Genomic DNA, 21,550 nt, shown 5'->3' with positions numbered 1-21,550 from the left:
AAATCGACTGACGCCCAACCTCGACCAAAGCGAACCAAAACAAGAGTTTCGGGAGGATTTCATGACCACGCGCAAGGACCTGTTCCTGTCCGACGTATCCCGCCGCACCGTGCTCGGCGGCATGGCGGCGGGCGTCGGCCTCATCGCCGCGCCCGCCCTCGTGCGCGCCCAGTCTGAGACCATCCGCATCGGCTTTCCCGTGCCCCTCACCGGCCCCTTCGGCGCCGAGGCGAAGGACCAGGTGAAGTGTGCCGAGCTCGCCGTACAGCAGGTGAATGCCAAGGGCGGCATTGCCGGGCGCAAGGTGGAATTGCTGGTGCGCGACGACAAGCTCAATGCCGGCGAGGCGGCCACCCGCACGCTGGAGCTGATCGAGAAGGACAAGGTGCACGCCATTGTCGGCTCGCTCTCCAGCGCCGTGCAGCTGGCGGTGAACGAGGTCACCCGCGCCCGCGGCGTAATCTATGTGTCCATTAGCCAGTCCGACACCATCAACGAGGTGAAAGACTTCTCGCGCTTCACCTTCCACGAGGCGCTCAACCCGCACATGACCACGGCGGCGGTGGCGGAAAAGACCTTCAAGAAGGGCTCCAAGGTCGCCTATCTCGTGGCCGACTATGCCTATGGCCACGAAATGCTGCGCGGCTTCAAGCGCGCCGCCGCTGCCATCGGCGCGGAGACGGTGGGCGAGATCCTGCACCCCATCGGCGCGTCCGACTACTCCACCCTGATGCCGCGCATCCGCTCCATGAAGCCGGACATCCTGTGCATTTGCAATTTCGGCCGCGACCAGGCCAATGCCATCAAGCAGGCCACCGAGTTCGGCCTCAAGCAGTCCATGCGCATCGTGGTGCCGGTCATTCTCTACAACCAGCGCCTGGCCCTCGGGCCGGAGGCCTTCGAGGGCGTGGTGGGCGGCGCCAATTATTACTGGGGCCTCGAGAAGACCGTCCCCTCCGCCAAGGCCTTCAACGACGCCTACAAGGCGGCGAACAACGGCAGCTATCCCAGCGACTACGGCGCCTATGGCTATACCGGCGTCGCCTCGCTCCTGCTGGCCATGGCGCAGGCCGGCGGATCGGACACGGACAAGGTGCTCGCGGCTCTTGAAAGCCTGAAGTACGACGTGGCCAAGGGTCCGCAATTCTATCGCAAGTGCGATCACCAGTCGGTGCAGTCCGTCCTGGTGCTGGAGTCCAAGAAGAAGGCCGACATGGCCAACGACCAGGACATCTTCTCCATCATCGCGGAAGTCCCCGGATCGGAGAGCATGCTGCGCAGCTGCGGCGAGCTCGGCTTCCCCACCTGACCGCGCGGCGGGGCGACCCGCCGCAGCCACATGCGCCGCCGGCCGGTCCTGGGTGCAGCCAGGCCGCGTCCGGCGGCGGTCCGGTCCCCAGCCTGCCGGCGGCCATCCGGCCCGCCCCTTAGGAACGCCCGATGGACCTCGAACTCATCCTCATGCAGCTCTTTTCCGGCGTGGCGCTCGGGGCGATCCTCATCATGGTCGCGCTCGGCCTCACTATCATTTTCGGCATGCTGGGCATCGTGAACTTCGCCCATGGCGCCCTGTTCATGGTGGGCGCCTATGCCGGGGTCTATATCGCCGAGCGCACAGGCAGCTTCTGGTGGGCGCTGGTGCTGGCGCCCCTGCTGGTGGGCGTCTTCGGCATGCTCATCGAACGCTTCCTCATCCGCCCGCTCTACAAGCGCTCCATTGATGATCCGCTGCTTTTGACCTTCGGCCTCGGCTATGTGCTGGTGGAGGTGGTGCGCATCGCATTTGGGACGGACGGCGTGCCCTTTTCCACCCCTTCTGCCCTGACCGGCGTGGTGGATCTGGGGGTCGGCTATTTCCCCATCTACCGCCTGTTCGTGGTGGCGCTGGTGGCGGTGATCCTGATCGCGCTGTGGCTGGGCCTTGAGAAGACCAAGTTCGGCCTCATCGTGCGGGCCGGCGCCCGTGACCCGCTCATCATGCGGGTGTTGGGCGTCGACATTTCCCGCCTGTGGCTGGCCGTGTTCGGCCTCGGTGTCGCCCTCACGGCCATGGGCGGTGTGCTCGCCGCACCCATGCGCAACGTCAACCCCGAAATGGGCGCGCTGGTGCTGGCGGAAGCCTTCGTCGTGACCGTCATCGGCGGCATGGGATCGCTGCTCGGCGCCGTCGTGGCCGGGCTCGGCATCGGCATCGCGGTGAGCATGACGGCGCTGTTCGCGCCGGAAATGGCCACCATCGTCATGTTCGGCCTCATGGCCCTCGTCCTGCTGGTGCGTCCGCAGGGCCTGTTCGGACGCCCCGTGGGCGCGTGAAGGAGACCGCACCCGTGACCTCCCCTCCCGTGACCTCCCCGCCGCTGGCCGTGCCGGCGCACGGCAGCAAGGGCGACCTGCGCTCCATCCTGAGCGCATGGCGCGTGCCACTCTCGGTGCTGGCCTTGTGCGTGCTGCCCTGGGTTCTGCCCTCGCAGGCCCTGGCCGTGAACGTGCTCATCTATGGCCTGTTCGCGGTCGGCTATAACCTGCTGTTCGGCTATACCGGCCTTCTCTCCTTCGGCCACGCAGCCTTCTTCGGCGGCGGCGCCTATCTGACCGGCATGGTCATGGTCCATCTGGGCCTCGGCTGGTTCCCGGCCATGGTGACGGGAGTGCTGGGCTCCGGCGCGCTGGCGGCGGTGATGGGGTCCCTCTCCATCCGCACCCGCGGCATCTACTTTTCCATGGTGACGCTGGCCCTGTCCCAGCTCGTCTATTACGTCGCCCTCCAGGCCACGGCCTGGACGGGTGGCGAGAACGGCCTGCGCGGCTTCACCGTCTCCAAGATCAACGTGCTGGGTCTGTCCATCGATTTCCTGGACCCGGTGAAGAAATACTATGTGCTGATGGTCTTCACGGCGCTGGCGCTGTGGTTCGTCTCGCGCCTGCTCAACTCGCCCTTCGGCGCGGTGATCGAAGCCATCCGCGAGAACGAGACCCGGGCGCGGGCCTGCGGCTATGACGTGGAGCGCACCAAGCTCATCGCCTTCATCGTGTCCGGTCTCATCTGCGGGCTGGCGGGCGCCATGTCGGCCATGCACCTGGCCATCGTGCCCCTGGACAGCCTGCATTATCACACCTCTGGCCTGGTGGTGATGATGACCATGCTGGGCGGCGCCGGCAGCTTCTTCGGGCCGTTCGTGGGCGCCCTGGTGTTCCTCTTGATCGAGGACGTTGCTTCCACCTGGACCTCCCACTGGCAGCTCATCGCCGGGCTCATCTTCATCTTCTTCGTGCTGTTCCTGCCCAAGGGACTGTGGGGCACCTTCCTCGCCTGGAGGACGCAGCGATGAGCACGCCTTTGCTCAGCGTCGACAATATCGGCCGCACCTTTGGGGGCTTCGTGGCGCTGGCCGGCATTTCCGCCACCTTCGAGGCCAACAAGGTCACCGCCATCATCGGCCCCAACGGCGCCGGCAAGAGCACCTTCTTCAACGTGCTCTCGGGCGTGCTGCCGCCCTCCACGGGCTCCATCCGCTATAAGGGACAGGAGATTTCCGGGCTGAAGCAGCATCGCTTCGCCCATCTGGGCATTGCCCGCTCCTACCAGATCACCAACATCTTTCCCGAGCTGACGGTGCACGAAAATGTGCGGGTGGCAGCGCAAGCCTTCGCCGCCCGCTACGACCTGTTCTTCAACCGCACCGCCTATACGGAACTGGACGAGAAGGCGAACCGGGCGCTGGCGGCGGTGGGGCTGTCCAGCCGGCAGACCCGCATCGCGAAATCGCTGGCCCATGGCGAGCAGCGGGCCTTGGAGATCGCCATCGCCTTGGTGGCCGATCCCGAACTCCTCCTCCTCGACGAGCCGACCGCCGGCATGGGGCCGGAGGAGACCAAGGACATGGTCGCCCTCATCGAGCGCCTCGCCCGCGAGCGCACCGTGCTCCTGGTGGAGCACAAGATGAAGATGATCCTCGGCCTGTCCGATCGCATCCTGGTGCTCCATCACGGCCGGCTGATTGCAGACGGCACGCCCCAATCCATCCAGACGGACCCGGAAGTCCGTCGCGTCTATCTGGGTCAGAACGATGGCTATGCTTGAGATCCAAGGGCTCAATGCCTGGTACGGGGCGAGCCACGTGCTCCATGGCGTCTCGTTCGACGTGTCAGAGGGCGAGATCGTCGCCCTGGTCGGCCGCAACGGCGCCGGCAAGACCACCACCATGCGTTCCATCATGGGGCTGATGCCACGCACCTCCGGCTCGGTGCGCTTCCGGGGCGAGGAAATCCTCGCCCTTCCCGCCCATGCCCGCTTCAAGCGGGGCTTGGCCTATGTGCCGGAGGAACGACGCATCGTCCCGAGTCTCACCGTGCGGGAAAACCTGCAGCTGGGCCTCGTCGCCGCCGGCGGGCGAATCGACGAGCGCGCGGCCATCGACGAGATCGCCGAGAGCTTTCCGCGCCTAAAGGAGCGCCTGAACCAGCAGGGCACCACAATGTCGGGCGGCGAGCAGCAGATGCTGGCCATTGCCCGCGCCATGATCGCCAAGCCTTCCTTGATCCTGTTGGACGAGCCCTCCGAGGGCATCATGCCGGTACTGGTGGAGGAGATGGGCGTGCTGTTCCGCCGCCTGAAGGCCGCCGGCACCACGCTGGTGCTGGTGGAGCAGAATGTGGAATGGGCGCTGAAGCTGGCGGATCGCGCCATCATCATCGACCAGGGCGAGATCGTGCACCGCTCCAGCGCCGCCGCCTTGCTGGCGGACAAGGACATCCAGGACCGCTATTGCGCGGTCTGAGGGACGGCGGGCGCAACACCAATTTCCAAACGGCCGCCGCGCGCTTAACCTCGCGCCGCAGGACCTTGAGGAAACAAGAGGAGAGCTGAGATGGAAATCGTCGGCGAATATCGCATCGCCGCGCCCCGGCAGCAGGTCTGGGCGGCGATCCTCGACCCGGAAATGCTCAAGCGCTGCATTCCCGGCTGCAAGGAATTGGAGACCACGGGCGAGAATGCCTATGCGGCCAAGGTGCAGATCAAGGTGGGCCCGGTTTCCGCCACCTTCTCCGGCACAGTTGAACTGACCGACATGGACCCGCCCTCCGGTTGCCGCATCGCGGGCCAGGGCAATGGCGGGGTAGCGGGCTTTGCCAAGGGCGAAGCGGTGGTCAAGCTGGCCGAGGATGGCGAGGAAACCATCCTCACCTATACGGCCGACGCCCAGATCGGCGGCAAGCTGGCCGCGCTCGGCGGGCGCCTGATCCAGGCCACCGCCCGCAAGCTGGCGGACCAGTTCTTCTCCAGCTTCACCGCCGCCCTGGCGGGCGAAGAGACGCCGGCCGCCGAAGCCTCCTGACCAGAGCAGGTCCGGCGCGCGGAGGGAGCCACCCGCGCGCCGCATTTTCCCCGCCTGCGAAGCCCGTTATGGTCTCTCCGTCAGGCGGGAGCGAAGAATGGCGCGGGTGACCTTGGCGGACGTGGCGCGGGTGGCGGGCGTGGACATGTCCACCGCCTCGCGGGTGCTGCGGGGCGAGGCCGCCCAAAGGGTGCGCGAAGAGACGCGCGAGCGCATCCTCAAAGTGGCCGGTGAACTCAATTATCGCGCCAATCCGCTGGCGCGCGGCCTGCGCACCGCGCGCACCTCCACCCTTGGCATCGTCGTCCCGCAGCTGGACAATCCGGTCTTCGCCTCGGCCATTCGCGGGGCCGAGATGGCAGCGGCCGCGCTCGGCTATTCGTTGCTCATTTCCCACCGCGAGCCCGGCGCCACCGCCACCACCATCGCCAAGATTTCCCAGACCAACCGGGTGGACGGCCTGCTGGTGGCGAGCCTCGACGATGACGAGGTGCTGCGCACGGACCTCAATACGGCCCAGGTACCCTTCGTGCTCATGAACCGCGTGCTGCCCGGCGCGCCCTTGTCCGTGGTGCTCGACAGCCGCGCGGCGGCCCGCAAGGCGGTGGACCATCTGGTGGCGCTTGGCCACCGGCGCATCGCGCACCTGGCCGGTCGGGAAGGCGGCTTCAACGCCCGCCAGCGACTCGACGGCTATCGCGATGGCTTGGCGGCGGCGGGAATCGCCTTCGATCCGGCCCTTGTTGCCGTGGCCGGCTATACGGCGGAAGGCGGCGCGGCGGCCATGTCGGCCCTTCTGCCGCAGAAACCGAGCGCAGTTCTGGCGGCAACCCTCGTCTCGGCTGCTGGCGCCATGGCCCGGCTCCACGAAGCCGGATTGCGCATTCCCGACGATGTGTCGGTGGTGGGCCTGCATGATGCCCCGGTGGCGGGCATGCTCTATCCGGCGCTGACCTGCGTAGCCATGCCCACCGAGGAGATGGGCCGCGTCGCCGCCACCGCCCTCATCCGCGCCCTGAATGGCGAAGAGCCCGAGCCCGTCCCGCCCCTGCCGCCGGGAGCGCTGGTGGTGCGCGCCTCCAGCGGCCCGGCGCGGGCCTGAGCCCCACTCCCGATTTTTCCAAATCCCGCGCTTGACGACCCGGAGGAAGTCTGACAGCTTTGAACAAACGATTGTTCAATAAGAAATGGGAGGATGCGAGAATGGGGCTCTCACCGGGCTTGCTTCTTTGCGCCTCCCGTCGCGAGAGGTGCATATGACCGGCCCAGCCATCGCCGAAGCGCAAGCGGACGACCACACTCCCGAAGCCGGCACCGCCGCCCTCGCGCAGGCGCTCGCCGCCATCGTGGGCGCCGACCATGTGATCGCCGATGCGAACGGCCGGCGCGCTTATGCCCATGACCGGCTGCCTTTCGCCAATTTCCGGGAACGGACCGGCCGCCTCGCCGGCGTCCTGCCGCGCCTCGTGGTGCGCCCTGGTTCGGCGGAGGAAGTGGCGGCCCTTGTGCGCCACGCCCGCGCCGAGAAGATCCAGCTCATCCCCTATGGCAACGGTTCCGGCGTGCTGGGCGGGGCGATCCCGCTGGCTCAAGAAGTCATGGTTGACCTGCGCCGGCTCGACCGGATCGTCGCCATCGACCCCATCAATGCGGTCGCAACCGTGGAAGCGGGCATGAATGGCGCGGCCTTCGAGGCGGCGCTGAATGCCGAGGGCTTCACCTGCGGGCACCTGCCGCAATCCATCGAGATTTCCACCGTCGGCGGCTGGGCCGCCTGCCGGGGCGGTGGGCAGGCTTCTTCCCGCTATGGCAAGATCGAGGACATCGTGGTGGGCATGAAGGCCGTGCTGCCGGATGGCCGCATGCTGGAAATCGCCCCCCTGCCCCGCCGCTCCGTCGGCCCCTCGCTCCGCGACCTCCTGGTGGGCAGCGAGGGCACGCTGGGCATCATCACCGAACTGTCCCTGCGCATCTGGAAGAAGCCCGAGGTGGAGCGCGGCGTGGTGCTGGCTTTCCCCTCCCTCGATGCCGCCTGGACCGCCGCGCGGCGCATCATGCAGGCGGAACTGCGCCCCACCATCGCCCGCATCTATGACGGGGCCGAAAGCGCCGAGCGCACCGAGGGCCTGGAGGTCTTCAGCACCAACCCCATCCTCGCGGTGATGGTCTTCTCCGGCGCCGACCCCATGGTCACCACGGAGCAGGACATGGCGCTGGCCATCTGCGCCGAGGAAGGCGGCAAGGTCGCCCCCGACGGGCCATTCCACCATTGGAAGGCCAATCGCTACGTGGCCTTCTCCCAGAAGTGGCAGGCCGCCGGCTATTTCAACGACACCATCGAGGTGACCGGCAACTGGTCCGCCCTGCCGGGCCTCTATGCGGCCATCGCGACGGCGGTGCGGGAGATCTATCCGCAAATCCATTTCGGCGCCCACTGGTCGCACATCTATCCCGAGGGTGCCTGCCAATACATGACCATCCGCCTGCCGCCCATGGACCAGGCGCAGGCCCTTCCCCTCCATGCGCGGCTGTGGGACACCATAGAGGGGCTGACCCTCGACCATGGCGGCTCCATCGCCCACCATCACGGGGTCGGCGTGTTCCGCAATCCCTGGCTCGCCCGTGAGCTCGGCGCCGGCCTTGATGTCCTCCAGGCCATCAAGGACGCCCTCGACCCGGACAATCTCATGAATCCCGGCAAGCTCGGCCTGCGTCCCGCCCCCTCCGCCGTGGACGTGCGCCATGACTGAGATCTTCGCACCAGCCGGCGGGGAGCGCCGCCGTGGCACCTAGCCTGCTCGTCGGCATCGATCTGGGCGCCGGGTCGCTGAAGACTTCGGTCATCCGGCTGGATGGCACGCTGGCCGGGGAGGCGTCCGCGCCCGTGGTCACGCACGCCCCCCATCCCGGCTGGAGCGAGCAGGATCCGCACGACTGGTGGGCCGCCGTCTGCCGCACGGTGCCGCAGGCGCTGGCGGCGGCAGGCGCGGACGCGAGCGAGGTGGCGGCCATCTCCTTCTCGGCCGGCGCCCACACGCAGGTGCTGGAGGATGCGGATGGCCGGGTGATCCGCCCCGCCATCCTGTGGAACGACCAGCGCTCGGGCGCGGAGACGCAGGACCTGCGGGCGCAGGCGGATGCCCGCATCCTGGAGATCGGCGCCAACCGCGCCAATCCCACCTGGACCTTGCCGCAGATGCTGTGGCTGCGCCGGCATGAGCCGGAGGCGTTCGGGCGTGTGAAGCGGCTCTATGTGGCCAAGGACTGGCTGCGCTCCCGCCTCACGAGCACCTGGGAAACCGACCACATCGACGCGGTCGGCACCCTCATGGCGGATGCGCGGACCGAGGGCTGGTCAGCCGAGTTGTGCGCCATGATCGGCTGGCCGATGGAGACCTTGCCGCCCATCGTCACGCCCACCGCCGTGGTGGGCGAGGTGACCGCCGAGGCCGCCCGCGCCTGCGGCCTGAAGGCCGGCACCCCCGTGGTGTGCGGCACCTCGGACACGGCGGCGGAGACCTATGGCGCCGGCATGGTGCGCGAGGGCCTCGGCGTGTTGAAGCTCGCCACGGCGGCCACCGTGAGCGTGCTCACCCCCGCCGCGCGGCCGGACTTCACGGTCATCAACTATCCCCATGTCATTCCCGACCATTGGTATGTGATCGCCGCCACCAATTCCTGCGCCTCGGCGCACAAATGGCTGCGCGACACCTTCTTCAAGCGGCCAGGCGAAGATGGCACCGCGGTCTTCAACGAGATGGACCGGCTGGCCGCCGCCGTTGCGCCGGGTGCCGAGGGCCTCTTCTTCCATCCCTATCTGAACGGTGAGCGCAGCCCCCATTGGGACCCGCTGCTGCGCGCCGATTTCGTCGGCATCGGCTTCAATCACGGCCCCGGCCATTTCGCGCGCGCGCTCTATGAGGGCATCGCCTATTCGCTGAAGGACTGCCTGCTCGCCCTCAACGCCAAGGGCCTCGACTTCTCCACCACCCGCCTCACCGGCGGCGGCGCCCGCAGCGCCTTGTGGCGCCAGATCCTGGCAGATGTGCTGAATGTGGAGGTGGAACTGCCGGCGGTGGCGGAGGCCTCCTTCGGCGCCGCGCTCATCGCCGGCGTCGGCGTGGGCGCCTACAACGACGAGCGGGCGGCGGCGGAGGTGGTCCACATCGTCTCCCGCGCCGTGCCCGATCCGGCGCGGGCCGCGCGCTACCGTGAGGGCCACGGGCTCTATTGCGATATCCAGGCGGCGCTGGCGCCGCTCAACCACAAGATCCACGCCTTCGTGCGCGGACGCTGACGCCAAAGGCGTCGCAGGGAGAGGAAAATGGCCGAGGTCAGGCTGAAACAGGTCCGCAAGGCCTATGGCGCCACGGTGGCGGTGCATGGGGTGGACCTGGACATCCGCGACGGCGAATTCGTGGTCTTCCTCGGCCCCTCCGGCTGCGGCAAGTCCACCACGCTGCGCATGGTGGCGGGCCTGGAGGAGATCACCACCGGCACGGTCGAGATCGGCGGGCGCGACGTGACGCGCCTAGAGCCCAAGGACCGGAACATCGCCATGGTGTTCCAGAACTATGCGCTCTACCCCCACAAGACCATCTACGAGAACCTCGCGTTCGGCCTGCGCATGCGCAAGATGGACAAGGCCGAGATCGACCGGCGGGTGAAGTCCGCCTCCGCCATGCTGGGCCTCGACCCCTATCTCGAACGCAAGCCCAAGCAGCTCTCCGGCGGGCAGATGCAGCGCGTGGCGTTGGGCCGGGCCCTGGTGCGCGATCCCGACGTCTTCCTGCTGGACGAGCCCCTCTCGAACCTCGACGCCAAGCTGCGGGTGCGCATGCGGGAAGAGATTGCCCGCCTGCACCAGGAGGTGGGCACCTCCATGATCTATGTGACCCATGACCAGGTGGAGGCCATGACGCTGGCCGACCGCATCCTCATCATGCGCGACGGCCATGTGCAGCAGGTGGGCGCGCCGCTTGAGGTCTATGACCGCCCCGCCAACCTGTTCGTCGCCGGCTTCATCGGCTCGCCGGAAATGAACCTCGCCGAGGGTCGGATCATCGGCGGCGCCCTGCGCTGCGGTGGGCTGACGGTGGCCCTGCCGCCGGACGTGGAGGTGAAGGAGGGCACCGAGGCGGTGCTCGGCGTGCGGCCCGAGCATGTGACCATCGCCGAAGGCCCGGCCGCGCGCCCGTTGCGGGTGGCGGTGATCGAGCAATTGGGCGCGCAGACGCTCTGCATCGGCGACGTGGACGGCGTGCGCCTCAAGGTGCTCATGGACCGCTCCGACGCGATCAGCCACGGCACCACGCTGCCGGTGCAGTTCCGCCCCGAGCGGCTGCACGTTTTCCAGAAGGACACCGGGGCCCGGCTGAACCGGGCGGGCGCGCGGCAGGGGCAGCGGCCCGCCGCCTGAACACGACCACACGCAGAAAAATCATCGCGTCCGGAAAACAGGACGGAACTGGGAGGAGAGGGCCATGGACGAGAACAGGACCGGCGGCGTCTCGCGCCGCACCCTTCTGAAGGGATCGGGGGCGCTGGCCGCCGGCATCGCCGCCGGCGGGCTCGCCGCGCCGTCGATCGTGCGGGCGCAGAGCACGAAGACCATCCGCTTCCTCAATGCGGAAACCTCCATCGACAGCATCCGCGCGCTGAAGGTGGCGGGCGCCGAATATGAGAAGCTCACCGGCACCAAGGTTGTGGTGGATTCGGTGCCGCTGGACGGCATCTTCACCAAGGTGACGACCTCGCTGCGCGGCGGCACGCCCTATGACATCGCCACCTTCGCCTTTGTCGGCCATGTGCTGATCCTGGCGAGCGAGGGGCACCTGATGCCGCTCAATTCGCTCACCGACAAGTATAAGTGGGGGCCGAACATCCTCTTCCCGCTGGATGGCAAGGTCTATTGGTATCCCTACGATTACAATCTCGCCTGGATCTATTACCGCAAGGACCTGTACGAGAAGAACAAGCTAGAGGTGCCGAAGACCTGGGACGCGTTCCTGAAAAATTCCCAGACGCTCAACACCGACGGCATGTCGGGCGCGCTTTATCCCATCGGCTCCAACGGCGCCACCAACTGGCTGTCGCCGGGCTTCATGTGGGCGGAAGGGGTGCAGCTGTTCGACGACAAGTGGAACATCATCTTCGACAATGCCGACATGGCGCCCCGCGCGGCGCGTTACCTAGATTTCTTCGGCGACCTCTACAAGACCATGCCGTCGGGCACCATCCAGGCGAGCTTCGGCGAGGTCTTGTCCAACTTCACCTCCGGCAAGGTGGCCCATTCCGCCTATGCGGGGCGCATGATCGAGACGCTGGAGCGCAACAATCCCGCGCTCGCCGACAAATACGGCATCATGCCCTACATGGATTCGGCGGGTAAGCAGCAGGCGGTCAACCATGGCTATGACGGCTGGGTGGTGCTGAAGACGCCGCAATCGGACGAAGCCATGAAGTTCATGGCCTGGTTCACCGAGAACCAGTACATCAACTTCCTGCACACCGCCCCGCTGCACTTCCAGCCGCCGCGCCTCGACGTCTATGACGATGCCCGCTGGCGCGCCCATCCCCTCATCGAGAAGCACAATGCGGCGGTGGAGATGATGCGGTCCTTCCTGACCGACAAGAACATGATCCTCACCTCCATCGACACGCAGGGCCCCGCCCCGAGCCTGAAGCCCGGCAAGATCTTCGAGGCCTTCGTGTTCCCGGAAATGCTCCAGAACAAGCTTCTGAAGGGCATGTCGTCGGCCGAGTGCGTCAAGACCGCGGGCGAGCGGATGCGACAGGTGATCGCCTCCTGATACCGCGGGGCCGGGCGGGCCCTGCCCTGACACCATGGCCCGCCCGGCACCCCTCGAAGCGCTCCGGCGTCCCGTTCCGGCGGGCCGGAGCGCGCTGCGCAATTCCCGAAGCAGAGGCGCCGCAGGTGAGCTCCAAGGCGACGATCTATTCCTTCCTGTTCCTGGGCCTCGCGGTCACGGCGCTGCTCATCGTGGCGCCCGTGGTCTATGCGGTGTCGCTGAGCTTCTACCAGATGGACTCGTTCGTCGGCGCCCCGCGCTTCGTGGGCTTCGACAATTATGTCCGCATGCTCTCCCAGTGGATCTTCTGGCGAGCGCTCATCAACGGCTTCATCTATTCCTTCGGCACCATCGTCCTGCAGGTGGTGCTGGGCATCGGCTTCGCGCTGGTGCTGAACCAGGTCTTTCCCGGCCGCAACATCGTGCGCGGCCTCTCCATCCTGCCCTATCTGCTGCCCACCGTGGTGGTGGTGCTGACCTTCAAGTGGATGGTGGACGGTTCCATCGGCGTGCTCACCAAGGTGATCGCGGCCCTTGGCCTGCCGCCGGTGCAATGGTTCGAGAGCCCCGGCGCCGCCATGGCGTCCGTCATCCTGGTGAGCGTGTGGATGTGGACGCCCTTCGTCACCACCACCTTCCTCGCCGCCCTCCAGACGGTCCCCTCCTCTCTCTACGAGGCCGCCAAGGTGGACGGCACCAATGCGGTGCAGCGCTTCTTCCACATCACCCTGCCCATGCTGAAGCCGATCCTGACCGTGATCGTCCTGCTGCGGGCGGTGTGGATGTTCAACAAGTTCGACGTCATCTGGCTGCTCACGCAGGGCGGCCCGGTCGGGTCCACCGAGCATTTGGCCATCCTGTCCTACAAGCAGGCCTTCGGGCAGTTCGACATCGGCGGCGGGGCGGCGGTGGCGACCATATCCTTCGCCATCCTCTCGGTGGCGGTGTTCCTTTATTTCCGCCTATTCCCGCTCGATACGGAGTGAGATCTGATGTCCGCCTCGCTCCCCCGCTCCCGCTCCGGCCGCATCGCGCTCTATCTGGCGGCGCTGGTCATCTCCGTCTATTCCGCCTTTCCCATCTATTGGATGGTGGTGTCATCCACCCGCGCGCCGCAGGCCCTCATCAATTCCACCTCATTGATGCCCGGACCCTTCACGCTCGAATATTATACCAACCTGCTCGAACTGACCGACTATCCCAGCCAGTTCATGAATTCGCTGCTGGTGGCCTTGGTGACAGTAGCGGTGACCATGGTGTTCTCGGTGATGATCGCCTATGCGGTCACGCGCCACCGCATCATGGGCAAGGGGCTGATCGTGGGCGCCATGCTCTATGCCTATATGTTCCCGCCGCTGCTCATCGCCATTCCCCTCTTCTCCATCTTCGCCAAGATCGGGCTCGGCGACACGCTGACCTCCGTCATCGTCTCGCACCTCACCCTCACCTTGCCGTTGGGCGTGTGGTTCCTGTGGGGCTTTTTCAAGAGCATGCCGTTCGAGCTGGAGGAGGCCGCCATGGTGGATGGCTGCACACGGCTCGGCGCCTTCCTGCGCGTGGTGCTGCCGCTCTCGCTGCCGGGCCTCATCACGGTCGCCATCTTCTCCTTCCTCCTGTCCTGGACCGACTACACCTATGCGCTGATCATGATCGGCTCGGACGCCAACAAGACCGTGCCGGTGGGCCTTGCCTCCATGATCGGCTCGTTCGACCTGCGCTGGGGGGAGATCATGGCCGGTTCCACCCTCATCGCGCTGCCGTTGTTCGGCGCCTTCGCGCTGCTGAGCCAGTACTTCATCCAGGGCCTCGGGGCCGGCGCGGTGAAGGGCTGACGCCGCCCTCCAAGAAGGACAAGAACACCATGGATTTCGGGCTTGCCGGCAAGGTCGCCCTGGTCACCGGCGCCGCGCGCGGCATCGGCCGGGCGGAGGCGGAAGCGCTGGCGGCGGAGGGCGCCGCCATCATCGTCAACGACATCGACAAAGAGGGCGCGGAAGACTTCGCGCAGACCCTGCGCGCCGCCGGCCACCGCGCCGCGACCGCCACGGGCGATGCCTCGGACGAGGCCGCCGCCCGCGCCGTCATCGCGCAGGCCGCGGATGCGTTCGGGCGGCTGGATATTCTCGTCAACAATGCAGGCGCGGGCGGGCGCCATATCGGCCGCAAGGCCGAGGACCTTGATGTGGACGATTTCGACATCATCGTGCGCACCCATTTGCGCAGTACCTTCCTTTGCGCCAAGCACGCCATCCCGGTGATGCGGACGGGTGGCTTCGGGCGCATCGTCAACACCTCCTCCATGAATGTCACCGGCGGCGGGCGACCCGGCGTGACAAACTATTCCGCCGCCAAGGCCGGCGTGCTGGGCTTCACCCGCACCCTCGCCAAGGAGGTGGGCGGCGACGGCATCACCGTGAACGCCATCGCGCCGGGCTATGTGGCCACCGATTTCATCGCCACCTTTTCCCCGGAGAAGCTGGCGGTCATAACAGGACAAAATCCCATCGGCCGGTTCTGCGCGCCGCAGGAAGTGGGCGCGCTCGTCGCCTTCCTGTGCTCCGTGCAGGCGGCCTTCATCAATGGTGCCCTCATCTGCATGGACGGGGGCAAGCGGGACTTTCACTGGGGGGATGCATGAGCCTTCGCGCCTTCGGAGCACCGAGCCGCTATATCCAGGGGCCGGACGCCCTGTCCGAGCTGGGAGCACTGGTGCGGCTCCATGGCCGGCGCCCCTTCATCGTGGCGGATGCCGTCGTGACGCAATTGCTGGGCGACCGGCTGCGGCGGGAGCTCGCCGGCACCGAACAGGCCGTCTTCGCCACCTTCTCCGGGGAATGCACGGCCGCCGAGATCGAGACGCTGGCCAGCACCGCCCGCCGGGCGAAGGCGGATGTGGTCATCGGGGTGGGCGGCGGCAAGGCCATCGACACCGCCAAGGGCGTGCGCATGGCGCTCCAGGCACCCATCATCATCGTGCCCACCATTGCCTCCAATGACAGCCCCACCTCGCGCCTCGCCGTGCTTTACACGGCCGACCATGTGCTGAGCGAAGTGCGGCTCATGAGCGCCAATCCGGATGCGGTGCTGGTGGACACCTCCATCATCGTCCAGGCGCCCGCGCGCTTCTTCATCGCCGGCATCGGCGATGCGCTGTCGAAGAAGTTCGAGGTGGAGCAATGCGCCAATGCGGGCGGGCTGAACTTCTTCAAGGCGCGGCCCACTGAGCTTTCAGTGGCCATCGCCGATGCCTGCTACCGCACCATCCGCCGCGAAGGCCTTGCGGCCGTTGAAGCCGTAGGACGCAAGAGCGCAAACGGGGCGGTGGAGAGCGTGGTGGAGGCCACCGTCCTTCTGTCTGGCCTTGCCTTCGAGAGCGGTGGCCTGTCCATCGCCCATTCGCTGACCCGTGGCTTTTCCGCCGTCCCGGAGATCGCCCGTGCGCTCCATGGCGAGCAGGTCGCTCTGGGACTGCTGGTCCAGTTGGTGGCGGAGGGCCGGGAGAGCGCCTTTATGGACGATCTCCTCGCCTTCTATGACCGGCTCGACCTGCCCCGCGCCCTGTCCGACTTCGGGGCCGGAGGGAATGACGTGATCGACCGCGTGGTGAGCCTGTCCTGGGAGACAGCGCCCTATATCCGCAACTTCGTACAGCCCTTGTCGCCGCAGGTTCTGGCGGACGCTTTCCGAACCTTGCAGCGGATGCGGGGTTAGGCGCCGCGCCCGCTTGTGCCGGAAAGCCACAGGCTGGGGAAAACAGCGCCTGCGACAAGCGTGAACGTCGCGTCCAAACCTCCCATTAACGGGCGCTCCTTACGACTGGAGCGAACGTTGCCGGCCGCCACCATCGGTCAAAGGGTCTTGGACGCACATGTCATCCTGGAATCGCCCGCCCGATCCCCATGCCTCCGCCTTCTCCTCCTCCGTGAACAGCGGTGGTTCGAGCAGTCTGGCGCGGTCGCCATGGGCCGAGCCGGAGCAGGTCCCGAGCTGGCTGCGCCCCTTCGCTCTCGACGCAAACACCCGCTTCACCCGCACGCCGGAAGTGTTCCTGCGCCGCAAGAGCGAGCTTCAAGCCTCCACCGCAGCTCCTGCCGTCCCTGTCGCGCTGGAACCGGCCGGCGATTCTCCCTCCGAGGCGCTGGCCCAGGCCGCGCCCCTCGAGCCGGCGCAGGACTGGACGATTCCCGAATCCCCCTCTTTCCCAGCGGCGGCCCTTTCTGCCGATCTGGACGATGAGGACATTCTCATCGATTGGACCGGGGAAAGCTGGGCCGCCCGCCTGGCCGCTGAACGCGGCCTGAACGCCCCTGTGGCGATCTCCGCCGAGTCGGCACAGCCGGCGCCGGCTCTGGCGCCCGCGCCGAATGAACCCATGGTGCTGCGCCGGCGCCTCGCCGAGGCATTGGCTGCGGAGAACGCGCGGACGGAGAGCACGCGCCCCGCCCTCCCGGCGGAGAACGAGCCCGCTGCGGAACCGGAGGCCCCCATCGCCGCCGAGACCGCATCCCTTGAGGCCGCACCGCTCCCCGCGGCGCACCAGGACGAGGCGGTCGCAACGGCCGGCGTCCCGGCCGAAGTGCCCCTCCCGGAGGCAGCGCCCGCCGAAGCCGAGACCGCCCAGACCGAGGCCAATTCCGAGGAAATCTTGTCCATCGCTCCCACCGCCTTTCCCTCGATGGACGACCTGCCCGCCAGCATCCGCCGCCTCGCCCGCCTGATTGTCATTCACCCCGACGTGCCGGCCGCCGTCGCCGAGCAGGATCTGCGTGCGCCCGAGCCGGAGCCGGAACCGGAAGTGCCGGCCGCCGAAGAGGCCGCGCCGCTCACCCTCTCGCCCGTTCCGGTCCCTCCTCTGGGTGCGGCGGGAACCTTCACCGCCACCTTCGGCTGGCCGCTCTTCGCCACGGCCTCGCTCTCGACGCCGGAACCGCAGGCCCAGGCGGCGGACCCTGCCGCACCCTCCGGGGACGCGGACGCCTCGGCCCCCATCCCGGACGCCGAAGGGAAGGCCGCGCCCATCGCCAATGAAGTGCAGCCCAGCGATAGCCCCGAGGCGATCGCGGTGGTCGAATGCGTGGCGGAAGATGCCGCGGACACCTGCGAGCCGCTCGTCGCGGCGGCGGACGGTCCCGCCTTGGCAGCCCCTGCCGCTCCCGCACAGTCCGCCTCTCTCCTTGCCCCCTCGCCCGCCTTGCCGCTCGTGGCCACGTCCGGCCTGATGCATGAGGGATACGAGCTTCCCTCCCTCGACCTCCTGTCCGAGCCGCCACCGGTAGAGCCGGCGCTCGAACTCTCCGAGGAGGCGCTCGACCGCAATTCCGCCGCCCTCCAGCAGACGTTGCGGGATTTCGGCGTGCGCGGCGAGGTCATCGACGCCAATCCCGGCCCGGTGGTGACGCTCTATGAGTTCGAGCCTGCGCCGGGCACCAAGTCGTCCCGCGTCATCGGCCTGTCCGCCGACATTGCCCGGTCCATGAGCGCGGTTTCGGCCCGCGTCGCGGTGGTGGAAGGGCGCAATGTGATCGGTATCGAGCTGCCCAACCAGCGGCGCGAGACGGTGTGGCTGCGCGAGCTTCTCGCCGCCCACGCCTTTGCCGACGCCCGCGCGCGCCTCGGCCTGTGTCTGGGCAAGACCATTGGCGGTGAGCCGGTGATCGTGGACCTCGCCCGCATGCCCCATCTGCTGGTGGCCGGCACCACCGGCTCGGGCAAGTCGGTGGCCATCAACACCATGATCCTGTCCCTGCTCTATCGGCTGACCCCGGAGCAGTGCCGGCTCATCATGATCGACCCCAAGATGCTGGAGCTCTCGGTCTATGAGGGCATCCCGCACCTCCTGACCCCCGTGGTCACCGACCCAAAGAAGGCCATCATCGCCCTGCAATGGGCGGTGCGCGAGATGGAAGACCGCTACCGCAAGATGTCGCGCCTGAAGGTGCGCAACATCGAGGGCTTCAACGCCCGCGTGGCGGAAGCCCGCGCCAAGGGCGAGGTGATTACCTCCGTGGTCCAGACCGGCTTCGACAAGGAGACCGGCGAGATGACCTACGAGGAGGTCACCATGGACCTGGCCTCGCTGCCTTACATCGTCATCATCGTGGACGAGATGGCCGACCTGATGATGGTGGCCGGGAAGGACATCGAAGGCGCCATCCAGCGCCTCGCCCAGATGGCCCGCGCCGCCGGCATCCATCTGGTGATGGCCACCCAACGCCCGTCGGTGGATGTCATCACTGGCACCATCAAGGCCAATTTCCCCACCCGGATTTCCTTCCAGGTCACCTCCAAGATCGACAGCCGCACCATTCTCGGCGAGATGGGCGCCGAGACGCTGCTGGGCCAGGGCGACATGCTCTATATGGCCAATGGTGGGCGCATCACCCGCGTGCACGGGCCCTTCGTCTCCGACGCCGAGGTGGAGCACGTGGTCGCCCACCTGAAGGCGCAGGGCCGGCCGGAATATCTGGAGGCCGTCACCTCCGACGAGGCGGACGAGGAAGAAGAGGTCGAGGACGTGGCGGTGTTCGACAAGAGCCCGCTGGCGGAAGATGGCGCCGACCATTACGAGCAGGCGGTGGCCATCGTGCTGCGCGACCGCAAGGCGTCCACCTCCTATATCCAGCGCCGCCTCCAGATCGGCTACAACAAGGCGGCCAGCCTCATGGAGCGCATGGAGAACGAGGGCATCGTCGGCCCCGCCAACCATGCGGGCAAGCGCGAGATCCTCTCCAACCGGTCCTCCTGACCGACGCTGAAGCGGAACCGCCGCCGCGCCGCGGCGTTTCACTCCCAGGCCCTTGACCGGAATCAAGGGCCAGCCGGCCTGCCGCGCGCACCATCGCGACAGGATCAACGCTGCCGGCGAAGCGGGCGGCGTGGGAGGGTGTCATGAGCGCGATCACGGTTCCCTGGAAGGGCTGGGTGTTCCTGTGCGACGGCGCCAAGGCTCTGGTGCTGGAAAATGCCGGCGATGCGGCCCATCTGGACCTGAAGACCATTGATGTTGCCGTGCAGCCGGTCCCGCCCACGCGGGCGCTGGGCACCGATCGTCCCGGCCGTGTCCACGAGTCCGCCGGCGCCTCACGCAGCGCTGTCGCCGACACCGACCTCCACGAGGCGGCGGAAGCCGCGTTTCTGAAAGAGGCTGCGGACAATCTGGAAAAGGCCGCACACAGCCATGGAGCGACGCACATCATCGTGGTCGCGCCGCCCCGCGCCCTTGGTGTCCTGCGCAGCCATATGACACCCGGATTGAAGGCGCGCATCCAAGGCGAGCTGGCCAAGGACCTGATGCACCTGCCTGTTGGCGAGATCGAAAAGCATTTGGCGGGATGACCCGCCTGACCGTGACCCAATCCGCGGAGACCTGCCATGGCCGACGAGCCCGAACTGTCGATCCCGCTGGAAGCCGTCTGCTTCATCATCATCAAGGCCCGGGAGTTCGACGTCAAAGACGTGGTGACGGATCCCGACGACGGCTCCAATGCCACCGACGACGGCATGGCCGCGGTGCTGGAGGATCACGGCGATGATCCCACCCGCGCAGAGATTGTCGGCCATGTCCGTGCGCTCAACGCGGACGAGCAGATCGAACTTGTTGCCCTCACCTGGCTCGGACGGGGCGATGGCACGCTGGCCGATTGGGAGGATCTGAAATCCCAGGCGGCCGATGCCCACAATGGGCGCACCGCCAGCTATCTCCTCGGCATCCCGCTTCTTGCCGACTATCTGGAAGAGGGCCTCTCCCAATTCGGCCTGACCTGCCAAGACTTCGAGATGGACCGGCTGTAGGTTCGGCGTTTCCCACCGCCCCGCTCCCGCTCGGCTCGGTGCGGCGCCGAGCCCGCCGATTGCCTCCCCCGGCGCCCCGTGACTAGATGGCGGCCGAAAGCGCGCCTGCCACGAACGCCGGCGCAACCTGGGCGGAAGCGGGGGCGAAGGCATGGGGTTCCTATTCAGGCTGGCGCGGCGCCTGCTGGTGCTGGTTCTGGTGCTCCTCGCCTTGGGCCTGCTCGGCCGCGGCTTCATCACCCGCATGGAGCCGCCGCTCGAAGCCTGGCACACCTTCGCCCCAACGGAGCTGACCCGCGCCGAGTTGGATCGCGTCGACTGGCCCGCCTATCTCGCCCGCGAGGCGAAGCTGATGGAGGAGATCCGCGTCAACGTGGCGGATCGGCTTTCCCCGGCGGCGCGGGTGCCCGGCAATCGCTATTTCGCCGACAGCCCCATCTATCCGCCCAAGTTCGCGCAGGATTGGAACCGCTCCTTCGTCATCGAGCCGGAAGGGCCGCCCAAAGGCGTGGCGGTGTTTCTCCACGGGCTGACGGATTCCCCCTACAGCCTAAGGCACTTCGCCCGCCTCTATGCCGAGCGGGGCTTTGTGGCTATCGGCATCCGCCTGCCCGCTCACGGCACCACGCCCGCCGCCCTCAAGAGCGCGGAATGGGAAGACTTCATGGCGGCGACTCGCCTTGTCATGCGGGAGGCGAAGCGGCGGGCGGGCGGCAATTTGCCCGTCCATCTCCTGGGCTATTCCAACGGCGCGGCTCTGGCGCTCATGTATGCCCTTGATGCCCTCGACGACCCCCAACTGGTGAAGCCGGACCGCCTGGTTCTGGTCTCCCCCATGGTGGGAATCACCCCCTATGCGCGCTTTGCCCCGCTCGCCGGCTGGCCGGCCGTGCTGCCGTATTTCGCCCAGTCGGCGTGGCTGTCCATCCTGCCGGAGTTCAATCCGTTCAAATACAATTCTTTCCCCGTGAATGGCGGCTACCAGTCCTGGCGGCTGACCCAGGCGCTCCGTGACAACATTGCCCGCCATCTGAAAGGCGGACGCCTGGAGGGCCTCGCCCCCGTCCTCACCTTCCAGTCCCTGCTCGACCACACGGTGGTGGCCCAGGACATGGTGGACGGCCTTTACGGCCACCTGCCGGACAATGGCAGCGAGCTGGTCCTGTTCGATGTGAACCGCCTCGCCCAGCTCAACAACTTCCTGAGCATCATCGCCCTGGAGGGGGCGGAGACCTTGCTGCCCGCGGCGCCGCGGCCCTATCGCACCACCATCGTCACCAACACCGCGCCCGATACGCTGACCGTTTCCGCTCGCATCACCGAGGCTGGCCAAAGCACCGCGCACGACCAGCCCCTGGGGCTCGCCTTTCCCCCGGAGGTCTATTCGCTGTCCCATATCGCCGTGCCCTTCCCGCTCCAGGATGGGCTCTACGGCCTCCAGCCGGAGCCGGGCGATGATTTCGGCATCTCACTGGGCACCGCGGCCGGGCGCGGGGAGTTCAGCGCGCTCACCATTCCGCTCATCATGGTGATGCGCATGTCCTCCAACCCCTTCTTCCCCTTCGTGCTCGAGCGGGTCGGCGAAGGGCTGCCGCCGGCGCGGCCCTGACG

Annotated in this window: 19 protein-coding genes; all 19 read left to right on the top strand. The window is 67.3% G+C overall.

What is annotated here, in order from left to right; all coding sequences use genetic code 11:
• Positions 1-61 precede the first annotated feature (61 nt).
• The 19 genes from ACT54L_RS23280 (at position 62) to ACT54L_RS23190 (ending at position 21,548) form a co-directional block, all read left to right on the top strand.
• Positions 62-1,309 carry an ABC transporter substrate-binding protein gene (locus tag ACT54L_RS23280; protein ID WP_476088042.1) on the top strand — a complete coding sequence of 416 codons (1,248 nt, stop codon included), beginning with the start codon at positions 62-64 and terminating at the stop codon, positions 1,307-1,309.
• A gap of 131 nt (positions 1,310-1,440) precedes the next feature.
• Positions 1,441-2,313, top strand: coding sequence for a branched-chain amino acid ABC transporter permease (locus tag ACT54L_RS23275; protein ID WP_476088041.1), 873 nt, complete (start codon positions 1,441-1,443; stop codon positions 2,311-2,313).
• Positions 2,314-2,342: 29 nt separating this feature from the next.
• Positions 2,343-3,329, top strand: coding sequence for a branched-chain amino acid ABC transporter permease (locus ACT54L_RS23270; protein ID WP_476088106.1), 987 nt, complete (start codon positions 2,343-2,345; stop codon positions 3,327-3,329).
• Entirely contained in the window at positions 3,326-4,081 is a 756-nt protein-coding gene (locus ACT54L_RS23265; RefSeq protein WP_476088040.1) for an ABC transporter ATP-binding protein, read from the top strand. The genes ACT54L_RS23270 and ACT54L_RS23265 overlap by 4 nt, the downstream gene beginning before the upstream one ends.
• Positions 4,074-4,778 carry an ABC transporter ATP-binding protein gene (locus tag ACT54L_RS23260; RefSeq protein WP_476088039.1) on the top strand — a complete coding sequence of 235 codons (705 nt, stop codon included), beginning with the start codon at positions 4,074-4,076 and terminating at the stop codon, positions 4,776-4,778. The genes ACT54L_RS23265 and ACT54L_RS23260 overlap by 8 nt, the downstream gene beginning before the upstream one ends.
• Positions 4,779-4,868: 90 nt before the next feature.
• Complete coding sequence (locus ACT54L_RS23255; RefSeq protein ID WP_476088038.1) at positions 4,869-5,336, top strand: CoxG family protein; 468 nt, start codon at positions 4,869-4,871, stop codon at positions 5,334-5,336.
• 97 nt (positions 5,337-5,433) lie between these two features.
• Complete coding sequence (locus tag ACT54L_RS23250) at positions 5,434-6,438, top strand: LacI family DNA-binding transcriptional regulator (RefSeq protein WP_476088037.1); 1,005 nt, start codon at positions 5,434-5,436, stop codon at positions 6,436-6,438.
• A gap of 154 nt (positions 6,439-6,592) precedes the next feature.
• Complete coding sequence (locus ACT54L_RS23245) at positions 6,593-8,086, top strand: FAD-binding oxidoreductase (RefSeq protein ID WP_476088036.1); 1,494 nt, start codon at positions 6,593-6,595, stop codon at positions 8,084-8,086.
• Positions 8,087-8,118: 32 nt separating this feature from the next.
• Positions 8,119-9,633, top strand: a complete 1,515-nt coding sequence (xylB, locus tag ACT54L_RS23240; RefSeq protein ID WP_476088035.1) for a xylulokinase — start codon at positions 8,119-8,121, stop codon at positions 9,631-9,633.
• A gap of 27 nt (positions 9,634-9,660) precedes the next feature.
• The gene (locus ACT54L_RS23235) at positions 9,661-10,755 is read left to right on the top strand and encodes an ABC transporter ATP-binding protein (RefSeq protein ID WP_476088034.1); all 1,095 of its coding nucleotides are present in this window, start codon (positions 9,661-9,663) and stop codon (positions 10,753-10,755) included.
• 64 nt (positions 10,756-10,819) lie between these two features.
• Positions 10,820-12,148, top strand: a complete 1,329-nt coding sequence (locus tag ACT54L_RS23230) for an ABC transporter substrate-binding protein (protein ID WP_476088033.1) — start codon at positions 10,820-10,822, stop codon at positions 12,146-12,148.
• A 125-nt stretch (positions 12,149-12,273) separates the two neighbouring features.
• The gene (locus ACT54L_RS23225; protein ID WP_476088032.1) at positions 12,274-13,134 is read left to right on the top strand and encodes a carbohydrate ABC transporter permease; all 861 of its coding nucleotides are present in this window, start codon (positions 12,274-12,276) and stop codon (positions 13,132-13,134) included.
• 6 nt (positions 13,135-13,140) lie between these two features.
• Entirely contained in the window at positions 13,141-13,980 is an 840-nt protein-coding gene (locus ACT54L_RS23220; protein WP_476088031.1) for a carbohydrate ABC transporter permease, read from the top strand.
• Between the two features lie 29 nt (positions 13,981-14,009).
• Positions 14,010-14,786 (top strand): SDR family NAD(P)-dependent oxidoreductase, encoded by a 777-nt coding sequence (locus tag ACT54L_RS23215; RefSeq protein ID WP_476088030.1) that lies wholly within the window; start codon positions 14,010-14,012, stop codon positions 14,784-14,786.
• The gene (locus ACT54L_RS23210; RefSeq protein WP_476088029.1) at positions 14,783-15,859 is read left to right on the top strand and encodes a glycerol dehydrogenase; all 1,077 of its coding nucleotides are present in this window, start codon (positions 14,783-14,785) and stop codon (positions 15,857-15,859) included. Before ACT54L_RS23215 ends, ACT54L_RS23210 begins: the two co-directional genes overlap by 4 nt.
• A 157-nt stretch (positions 15,860-16,016) precedes the next feature.
• A complete protein-coding gene (locus ACT54L_RS23205; protein WP_476088028.1) occupies positions 16,017-18,893 on the top strand; it encodes a DNA translocase FtsK in 2,877 nt (958 codons plus the stop codon).
• A gap of 143 nt (positions 18,894-19,036) precedes the next feature.
• Positions 19,037-19,483 carry a baeRF12 domain-containing protein gene (locus ACT54L_RS23200; protein WP_476088027.1) on the top strand — a complete coding sequence of 149 codons (447 nt, stop codon included), beginning with the start codon at positions 19,037-19,039 and terminating at the stop codon, positions 19,481-19,483.
• 36 nt (positions 19,484-19,519) lie between these two features.
• Entirely contained in the window at positions 19,520-19,939 is a 420-nt protein-coding gene (locus ACT54L_RS23195; RefSeq protein ID WP_476088026.1) for a DUF3775 domain-containing protein, read from the top strand.
• Positions 19,940-20,090: 151 nt separating this feature from the next.
• Positions 20,091-21,548, top strand: a complete 1,458-nt coding sequence (locus ACT54L_RS23190; RefSeq protein WP_476088025.1) for an alpha/beta hydrolase — start codon at positions 20,091-20,093, stop codon at positions 21,546-21,548.
• The last annotated feature ends 2 nt before the right edge of the window (positions 21,549-21,550 follow it).

The sequence above is a fragment of the Aquabacter sp. DMC10 genome (assembly GCF_056314145.1).
This window is presented reverse-complemented; position numbering and strand designations above follow the sequence as displayed.

Coding starts and splice junctions, on each gene's coding strand:
- ACT54L_RS23235 (WP_476088034.1), top strand. CDS start 9,661: ATGGCCGAGGTCAGGCTGAAACAGGTCCGCAAGGCCTATGGCGCCACG.
- ACT54L_RS23265 (WP_476088040.1), top strand. CDS start 3,326: ATGAGCACGCCTTTGCTCAGCGTCGACAATATCGGCCGCACCTTTGGG.
- ACT54L_RS23200 (WP_476088027.1), top strand. CDS start 19,037: ATGAGCGCGATCACGGTTCCCTGGAAGGGCTGGGTGTTCCTGTGCGAC.
- ACT54L_RS23280 (WP_476088042.1), top strand. CDS start 62: ATGACCACGCGCAAGGACCTGTTCCTGTCCGACGTATCCCGCCGCACC.
- ACT54L_RS23230 (WP_476088033.1), top strand. CDS start 10,820: ATGGACGAGAACAGGACCGGCGGCGTCTCGCGCCGCACCCTTCTGAAG.
- ACT54L_RS23220 (WP_476088031.1), top strand. CDS start 13,141: ATGTCCGCCTCGCTCCCCCGCTCCCGCTCCGGCCGCATCGCGCTCTAT.
- ACT54L_RS23190 (WP_476088025.1), top strand. CDS start 20,091: ATGGGGTTCCTATTCAGGCTGGCGCGGCGCCTGCTGGTGCTGGTTCTG.
- ACT54L_RS23255 (WP_476088038.1), top strand. CDS start 4,869: ATGGAAATCGTCGGCGAATATCGCATCGCCGCGCCCCGGCAGCAGGTC.
- ACT54L_RS23195 (WP_476088026.1), top strand. CDS start 19,520: ATGGCCGACGAGCCCGAACTGTCGATCCCGCTGGAAGCCGTCTGCTTC.
- ACT54L_RS23215 (WP_476088030.1), top strand. CDS start 14,010: ATGGATTTCGGGCTTGCCGGCAAGGTCGCCCTGGTCACCGGCGCCGCG.
- ACT54L_RS23210 (WP_476088029.1), top strand. CDS start 14,783: ATGAGCCTTCGCGCCTTCGGAGCACCGAGCCGCTATATCCAGGGGCCG.
- ACT54L_RS23205 (WP_476088028.1), top strand. CDS start 16,017: ATGTCATCCTGGAATCGCCCGCCCGATCCCCATGCCTCCGCCTTCTCC.
- ACT54L_RS23275 (WP_476088041.1), top strand. CDS start 1,441: ATGGACCTCGAACTCATCCTCATGCAGCTCTTTTCCGGCGTGGCGCTC.
- ACT54L_RS23260 (WP_476088039.1), top strand. CDS start 4,074: ATGCTTGAGATCCAAGGGCTCAATGCCTGGTACGGGGCGAGCCACGTG.
- ACT54L_RS23250 (WP_476088037.1), top strand. CDS start 5,434: ATGGCGCGGGTGACCTTGGCGGACGTGGCGCGGGTGGCGGGCGTGGAC.
- ACT54L_RS23245 (WP_476088036.1), top strand. CDS start 6,593: ATGACCGGCCCAGCCATCGCCGAAGCGCAAGCGGACGACCACACTCCC.